The following is a 7,524-nucleotide window of genomic DNA, read 5'->3' as shown; positions in this document are numbered from 1 at the left end:
GCCAGCGATGACGTCGTCCAACCGGATGGGCGCACCTTGCAAGACCCTGACCTGATCCACCCGGGCTGGCAGATCACGCTGCCCGAGGACCACCCCGAGGAGCAGGCAGCCCCCCTCGTCGACCGGGCCCACCGTGGTGCCGAGACCGGGGCCCGGGTCGGGGGCAGCGCACCGGCACCGGATGAGTCGACGGCGCAGGCCGGCAACCCGGCGGGCCCGGTGGGCGCCGCCCGTGACGGGTCGATGGCGTCCCTGACCGCTGGGTCCGAGGACTCCACCTCCGGGGGCAGCGGCGCCGTAGGGGCGCTGACACCCGCCGGGGAAGAGGCCGAGCACCGAGCCTGGTCCGGTGACGCCGGCGCGGAAGCCACCGACGACGCGGGGCCGTCGTGGCTGCTGACCGGGCTGACCGGGTCCGGGGCCCTGCTCGCCGGGGGCTTGTTCCTGGCCCTGGGGCGGCGTCGGCGACGCCAGTTCCGGCACCGCCGCCCGGGACGGACGGTGAGCACAGCGCCCCAGCAGCTCGCCCCGGTCGCCAAGACCGTGCACGCCCACGGCGCCGTCGCGGCTCCCACCCTGGAGGACCTGGACGCCACGCTGCGCCGCCTCGCGGCCCGGCAGGTCGCCGCCGGTGGGCCGACGCCCGTCCTGGTCGCCGCCCAGCTGCGCGAGGACGCGCTGGTGCTGCACCTGTCTGAACCGGCCGACCTGCAAGCCCCGTGGCAGGGCTCAGCGGACCGGTTGCACTGGTCCCTGCCGGCGGGCACCGGTCTGGACCAGGTCGGTCCCGGCGGCCCGGACCTGCCTGCGGCGTGGCCGCTGCTGGTCTCGATCGGCGCTGGCGACGACGGGTCGGCGTGGCTGCTGAACCTGGAGGACCTGCAGGTGTCCTTGTCCGGTGACCCCGACTACACCGCTGACTTCGCCCGGTACGTCGCGGCTGAGATCGCGGTCAACCCATGGTCGGCCGAGGTGCGTCTGGACTGTGTGGGTATCGCCGAAGAGGTCGCGCCGATGAACTCCAGCCGGGTCCACGTGGCCGGCCCGGAGACGATCGGCGCCCTGCACCGGGACGCGCAGGCCGTGCACCAGCGGTTGGGACAGATCACGGACACCGCCACCGCCAGGGCGATGCTGGCCAGCGACGACACCTGGCCGGCGAGGATCCTGATGCTCGGGCCCGGCTACGCCGGCACCGAGCTCACTGCCGGGCTGCGTGAGGTGATGGGTGCCCACCCCGGACGCACCGGCAGCGCGCTCGTGCTGCACACGGACATCCCGGACGAGCAGATGATGCAGCTGGTGATCGGCAGCGACGGGAGGCTGCGCCTGCCCGAGTCCGGGCTGGATCTGGTCGCCGCCGGCCTGACCCCAGACGAGGCGCAGGGATGTGCGCTGCTGCTCGCCCAGGGTGAGGACCTGCACGACGTGCCCATGCCCGTGGCCAGCGAGGGCACCGAGAACGAGCTGTGGCGGTCCTTCGCCGACGATGCCGGTGCGCTGCGGCCCGAGCACACCGTGGAGCGCCGTCCGCACCTGGTGGACGCCGATGCCGCCATGGTGTCGGCGTCCTCGCTGCTTCCGGGACCGGACGGTGAGTACGTGCACGTCGCCGCCACCACCGAGCAGGATCTGGCCCAGCTCGCGCCCCGGGTGCCCCAGGCGGTCGCCTCGGACGTGCTCGAGGCTGACCCTGACCTGGAGCAGGACCTGGCGGACTGGTGGGACCGGGACTCGCGCCGGCCCCGACTGACCCTGCTGGGCCCGGTCGCCGCGAAGGCATACGGCGCCCCGTTGCCGGACCGGAAGGCCTACTTCACCGAGCTGCTCGCCTACCTGGTGCTGCACCCTCGCGGGGTCACCCCGGCCCAGACCGCGGACGCGTTCGGTCTCAGCGAAGCCAAGTGCCGCGACTACATCCGGCGGGTCCGGGAGTGGCTGGGGCCGAACGCCACCGACGGGCAGCCGCACCTGCCGCACGCCCAGAAGGCACCGGCGCGCCAGGAGCACGGCACGAACGTGTACCAGGTCCTGGGGGTGCTGTGCGACCTCGACCTGTTCCGCCGGCTGCGGGCCCGGGGGGAGGCGCGCGGCGGGGCCGAGGGCATCGAGGACCTGCGGCACGCGCTGAGCCTGGTCACCGGCGAGCCGTTCAGCCAGCTGCGACGCACCGGCTGGTCCTGGCTGGTCGAGGGTGACCGGGTCGACCAGCACATGGTGTGCGCCATCGTCGACGTCGCCCACATCCTGGTCGTGCACGACCTGCAGTGCGCGGACCTGGTCTCCGCCCGGGCCGCCGCGCAGACCGCGACGCTGGCCGCGCCGTACGAAGAGATCCCCACCCTGGACCTGGCGGCCGTGCTCACCGCCGAAGGGCACCACGGCGAAGCGGCCACGCTGCTGCAGGAGGCTGTCTGCGACCGGACCGAGGAAGAGGGCACCCCACCCGAGGACCTCCCCGCCCGCACCGAGCAGGTCCTGGCCCGCCGGTCCTGGATGGAGCCACGCAGAGCCGGCTGAGACCCACCGACCGCACCCTCCTGCGCCGAGCCCCTTCACCACGTCCCCTCCCGGCGCAGGGGGGTGCTTCTACGTCTCGGCGGTGGTGAACAGCTCGCCGACCGGCACCCCGAGAGCTGCCGCCAGATCCTCCAACCGTTCGAAGAGCAGACCGCGACGCCCCTGCTCGAGGTCGATCAGCTGGTTGCGGCTCAGCCCGGCGCGCTGGGCCAGGCCGGTCTGGGTCAACCCCTGCTCCTGCCGTAGCCGACGGGTGTTCGCACCCACCCTGAGCCGCGACTGCGACCAGCGCTGCTGGGAGTCCTCGTCTGAGAGATCGCGACGAACCGGCACGCCCGGATCATCCCACGGGCCGATTTCGTGTACCGTAATGCCCAACTAACAGGGCACAACTAGCCCGACATCTCGGGAGGCCGCGGAAAAAGTTAGGGGGCCTTCGGGGGCGCCGCCTGACCTGCAGCTTTGCCGGTGTCCCCAGCGCGTACCCCCCCCCGAACGTGGGGTGGGTACGCACGGATCAGGGGCGCAACCGGGGACGCCCGGGGGAGAGCGTTCCGGGGTGTGCGGACGTGGAGAGGAGCTGGCGATGAGCCTGCGGACACAGTTGGGGTTGACCGACGGGTCTCCGAGCCCGGCGCAGCGCGCCGTGCAGGCCTGGCCGGTGTGGGTGGCCCGTCACTCGGTGCTCGCGCGGGTTGACGACCCGGAGCAGCTCGCGCAGTGGCTGCGTGGGGCTGCGACGGTGGAGGCGAACGAGGTCCTGTTGGCCTTGGGCGAGCTCGGCGCGGTGGACGGCGCCGACGACACGGCCGCCGCGAGCGTGCTGGCCGAGCTGCTGGTGCCGGGGGCCACCGCGATCGCGAGGGACCTGCACACCATGTGCCCGAGGATGGATGAGCTGGTGGCCGGTCAGCTGTGGATCAGCGTGCGCACCCTGTCGTGGGCGAACCGGATCCAGGTCGCTTCCACCGTCCTGATGAACGTCCGCCGCGACGTGCTGCGCCATCTGGGCTGGGCGACGCCGTGGGCCGACCGGGTGAGCCTGCTGGACCCGACCCAGGACCAGGACGCGTCCTGGTTGGCGATCGAGTGTCACCGCAGCCAGGTCGAGCAGCGCGGCGCGCAGGAGGCGCTGTACGACCTGCTCGAGGAAGCGGTCGAGGACCAGGTCCTGCCCTCCCGTGAGGTCAGGCTGCTGCTCGGGCTGGCCGAGGCCAGCGACGCCGTCGTGACCCGGAGAGCCAACGCCGGCCTGACGTCCAAACCGGCCGTGCGTGCCGTGGCCGCCGACCAGCACACCTCCTCGGCGTCGGTGGAGCGCCGGGCCCGCCGCGCCCTGGCCCAGCTGCGCGGCACCTACGCCCGGAGGTCGGCGTGAGCGCGCGCCCCGTCGCTGAGCTGCAGCGCGCCTGGGCCGCGTTGCAGTCCGGGCAGTTCCGGGCCGTCGAGCCGCCCGCACCCGGAACCGAGGAGCCCTCACCGTCGTCCGGGCCCAGCGCCGGTGATGCGGACTGGGACCCAGGCCACCCGGTCCTGCCCGTGCTGGGAGCCCACGGGTCGGCCGGAGCCACCACCCTGGCCCTAGCCCTGGCGACCGCGGCAGCGTCCCCGGCGCGGGTGGTCGAGGCATCCGCCATCAGCACCAGCGGCTTGGTCGGGTGCGCCACCGCCGAGCTCGGCGGCGTCGGAGCGGGCTGGTTGCGTGGCCTGCGCGACCGTATCGTCATCGACCGTCAGGGCGAGGTCTACCCCGGCCCCGACCAGGTCCCCCTCCCCGTGCCCGCGCCCGAGCAGGTGTCGCTGACCGTGCTGGATCCCGGCTGGGACGCCAACCAGCTCTACCTACGCGGCGGGTGGCTCGCCGGTGTCGCATGGCCTTCTCACGGTCCGGTCGTCGTCGTGACCACACCTGACGTGCCCGGGCTGCGCCGGGCCGAGCAGCTGCTGAGCCTGCTCGCCGAGGACACCGAACCGGTGCTGGCGGTCACCCGCGCGAACCCGCGGCGGTGGGGCAGGACGATCCGCCACTGCATGGGGGACCGGACCAGGCACCTGTCCGCGCAGCACCACCTGGTCGGCGTCCCCGACGACCCGGCCCTGGCCCTGCGAGGCCTGGACACCACGGACCTGCCCGCGGCCCTGGTCGCGGCAGCCACCCACGTGCTCGAGCTCACCGGGCTCGAGACCCCCACCCAGCACCACCAGAGAGGACGACACACATGAACACCCTGACCACACTCTCCCAGTCCGCCACCTACCAAGCGGTGTCCTTCGCCACCGTCTGCCCGACCGCACCCCCCGGCGCCCAGGTCCCCGTCGACCAGATCATGGGCTACGTCCTGTGGGCGGTCGTCGCCCTGTTCGTGGTCGGCATCGTGGTGGCCATCGCCGCCGTGGTCGCCGGCCGCGTCTTCGCGATGCCGCACGCCTCCCGGGCCGGGGTCGTCGGCATCGTCATCGTCTTCATCGCCGTCATCCTCTACCTGATCCTGCCCGGGATCGTGACCTCCATGGTCGGCGCCGGGTGCGTCTCGTGGTGACCCCGACAAGCGGCGACACCGGGTGGAGCCGGGGGAGGCTGCTCGGCATCCTCGCCGCAGCCGTGGCGGTGGCGCTGCTGCTGCTGGCAGGGGTGGGCTACGTCACCTACCGAGCCCTGACCGCCGCAGGCGCCGGTACCGGGACCAGTCCGGCCGCACCCGTAACGGCAGCCGGGGAGCCGGCCACGGACGCGCCAGAACAGGCGGGACCGGGACGGCGAGCCGCGATCGCGGCCGCCCCCATGCTGAGGGTCCAGGCCAGCGACGCACGGGAGGGCCAGATCTCCACCGAGCCGGCCCCGGCCATCACCGTCCCGTCCCCGGACCGGACCGGGCCGCGAGGGGTGGCCACCGGGTACCCCGCGACCCCGCAGGGCGCCCTCGCCCAGCTGGCCGCCATCGACGTCGCCGTCCTGCAGGCCATGTCCATCCCGGTCACCCACCAGATCCACGAGGCGTGGACCACCGGACCCGGTGAGCCCGGTGCGTGGGTCATGACCGAGAACGTGCAGGTCTTCCTCACCGCCGCCGAGCAGTCCGGGCAGACCAAGACCGACACCCTCTCCGTCACCGCGGCCCCAGCCGCGGGACAGGTCAAGGGGCTCGACGACGACGACTGGGTCCTGGCCTGCGTGCTGCTGGACGTGCGCGCCGGCGGGACCGAGGACGCCCGCATCGCCTACGGGCACTGCGAGGCCATGACCTGGGCCGGTGACCGGTGGCTCATCGACACCACTCACGACGTCGCGCAGGCCCCCTCGACCTGGCCCGGGACGGACCTGGCCGCCCGCGCCGGGTGGCGCACCTGGGCCAGCACCGGCGACCCCCGCGACTGAGCACAGCCCGACCCCAGGAGGTGCACCGGCATGATCCCGAACCCGTTCGAGTTCCTCGGGCAGGCCGCCGTCGGAAAGCTCGTCGCCGACGCCTGGACCGCGGTGATGTTCGCGATCTGGTCCGCGGGACTGTGGTTCCTCAAGTTCGTCCTCGGCATCGTCGACCACGTCATGACCCCGGACGTCACCGAGGGCGGGCCGTTGGGCAACGCCTACGCCATCACCTTCTGGATCGCGCTGACGCTGCTGGGGGCCATGCTGTTCGTGCGCCTGGGCATCGTCGCGTTCCGCCGCCGGGGCGAGGACCTCGCGCAGGTCCTCGTCGGGCTGGGCCAGTTCGTGCTCGCCTGGTTCGCGTGGATCTCCTACGCCGCCTTGGTCATCACCGCCACCGCGGGGCTGTCCGGGGCGCTGCTGCAGGGCCTGCTCGGGATCCCCGCGTGGTCCGCCTGGGAGCCCCTGGGTGAGATCACCCTGTCGGTCGAAGACCTCACCGACGGGGTGCTGGCCACGGTCCTGGGCTTCATGGGGCTGTTCCTGTGGCTGGGGGGGATCGGGCACTTCCTGGTGATGCTGGCCCGTGCCGCCGCGCTGCTGGTGCTGGTCGCGACAGCGCCGGTCTCGGCGGCAGGCCTGGTCGCCCGCGGCAACGACTGGTTCTGGAAGTCGGTGCGCTGGTTCCACGCGGCCGCGTTCACCTCCGTGTTGATGGCCCTGGTGGTGGGGCTCGGGGTCTCGTTGACCTCCGGGGTGGTCCTGGACGAAGCCGACGGGTTGGGGCAGACCCTGGGCACGGCCATCCCCGGCGTCTTCCTCATCTGCATCGCCTGCTTCTCCCCGTTGGTGCTGTTCAAGCTGCTCGCGTTCGTCGACCCGGGCACCAGCTCTGGCGCGGCGATGCGCGCCGGGCTCGCCGCGCAGGGTGGACTGCAAGGGGTGCTGTCCGGGTCCTCGGAGAAGTCGACCTCGACCGCCGCCTCCAGCACCGACGAGCACGGGCGGTCCCAGGCCGAACGCTCCACCGACGGTGACGCCAGCGCACGTGCCTCCAAGGGACTGGGGTCCGGCCTGAGCTCCGCCGGTGCCGCGCTCGGACCCGCTGCGGCCGCGGTCGGGGGTGTCGCCGCGCTCGGGCTCAGCGCGATGACTGCGGCCGGCACCCGTGGCGCCACCATCGGCGCGGACCTGACCAACCAGATGGGCGTCGGCTCCAACACCTACGTCCCCGACTTCGCCGGCTCTCGGGGCGCAGACCGGAACCGGAACCGGCACCCCGAACAGCGCGGCGAGGACCAGGACGGTGGCGACAACGCCCCCGAGACCGGCCCGCAGGGACCCGCATCGCCCTCCGGCACCGGGGACACCGGCAGCCCACGCACCGCGCCCGGACCTGACCCGGCGCCCACCGCACCCACAGCGCCCACCACGCCGACCGCACCGGCCCCGGCCGCGCCCCTGCCAGCACCGCCGGCGGCCGCGCCCACCGGTTCCGGGTCCGGCACTACCCCGGCGGGAGCATCACCCGCGGGCACCGGCCCTGGGGCCGGTGGCGCAGCCGGTTCCGGTGCGGCCGCGGCGGTGCCACCGGCGTGAAGGCGATGACGACGACACGAGCAGGACGACACGGA

At 73.6% G+C, this 7,524-nt stretch carries 7 protein-coding genes; 6 read left to right on the top strand and 1 reads right to left on the bottom strand.

Annotation, left to right across the window (positions count from 1 at the left end; translation table 11 throughout):
- Positions 1-36: 36 nt before the first annotated feature.
- Positions 37-2,520: a hypothetical protein gene (locus tag Q0795_RS16775; protein WP_298891659.1), complete on the top strand. Its 2,484-nt coding sequence runs from the start codon at positions 37-39 to the stop codon at positions 2,518-2,520.
- Between the two features lie 69 nt (positions 2,521-2,589).
- Here Q0795_RS16775 and Q0795_RS16770 read toward each other — a convergent pair whose 3' ends face one another.
- Positions 2,590-2,853, bottom strand: a complete 264-nt coding sequence (locus Q0795_RS16770; RefSeq protein ID WP_298891658.1) for a helix-turn-helix transcriptional regulator — start codon at positions 2,851-2,853, stop codon at positions 2,590-2,592.
- A gap of 253 nt (positions 2,854-3,106) precedes the next feature.
- Between Q0795_RS16770 and Q0795_RS16765 the strand changes: the two genes are divergently transcribed.
- From Q0795_RS16765 to Q0795_RS16745, 5 genes are read left to right on the top strand one after another with little or no spacing between them, the layout of a single operon-like run.
- Positions 3,107-3,898 (top strand): hypothetical protein, encoded by a 792-nt coding sequence (locus Q0795_RS16765; RefSeq protein WP_298891656.1) that lies wholly within the window; start codon positions 3,107-3,109, stop codon positions 3,896-3,898.
- Positions 3,895-4,743: a hypothetical protein gene (locus Q0795_RS16760; RefSeq protein WP_298891654.1), complete on the top strand. Its 849-nt coding sequence runs from the start codon at positions 3,895-3,897 to the stop codon at positions 4,741-4,743. The genes Q0795_RS16765 and Q0795_RS16760 overlap by 4 nt, the downstream gene beginning before the upstream one ends.
- On the top strand, positions 4,740-5,060 hold the full coding sequence (locus tag Q0795_RS16755) for a hypothetical protein (RefSeq protein ID WP_298891652.1): 321 nt from the start codon (positions 4,740-4,742) through the stop codon (positions 5,058-5,060). Before Q0795_RS16760 ends, Q0795_RS16755 begins: the two co-directional genes overlap by 4 nt.
- Positions 5,057-5,896, top strand: a complete 840-nt coding sequence (locus Q0795_RS16750) for a hypothetical protein (RefSeq protein ID WP_298891650.1) — start codon at positions 5,057-5,059, stop codon at positions 5,894-5,896. Before Q0795_RS16755 ends, Q0795_RS16750 begins: the two co-directional genes overlap by 4 nt.
- A gap of 30 nt (positions 5,897-5,926) precedes the next feature.
- On the top strand, positions 5,927-7,489 hold the full coding sequence (locus tag Q0795_RS16745) for a hypothetical protein (protein ID WP_298891649.1): 1,563 nt from the start codon (positions 5,927-5,929) through the stop codon (positions 7,487-7,489).
- Positions 7,490-7,524: the final 35 nt, after the last annotated feature.

It is taken from the genome of uncultured Serinicoccus sp. (genome assembly GCF_947487915.1).
Classification (GTDB): Bacteria; Actinomycetota; Actinomycetes; order Actinomycetales; family Dermatophilaceae; genus Ornithinicoccus.
This window is presented reverse-complemented; position numbering and strand designations above follow the sequence as displayed.

Bases quoted from the DNA above. Each gene is read 5' to 3' on its own strand.
- Q0795_RS16755 (WP_298891652.1), top strand. From the start codon at position 4,740: ATGAACACCCTGACCACACTCTCCCAGTCCGCCACCTACCAAGCGGTG.
- Q0795_RS16745 (WP_298891649.1), top strand. From the start codon at position 5,927: ATGATCCCGAACCCGTTCGAGTTCCTCGGGCAGGCCGCCGTCGGAAAG.
- Q0795_RS16765 (WP_298891656.1), top strand. From the start codon at position 3,107: ATGAGCCTGCGGACACAGTTGGGGTTGACCGACGGGTCTCCGAGCCCG.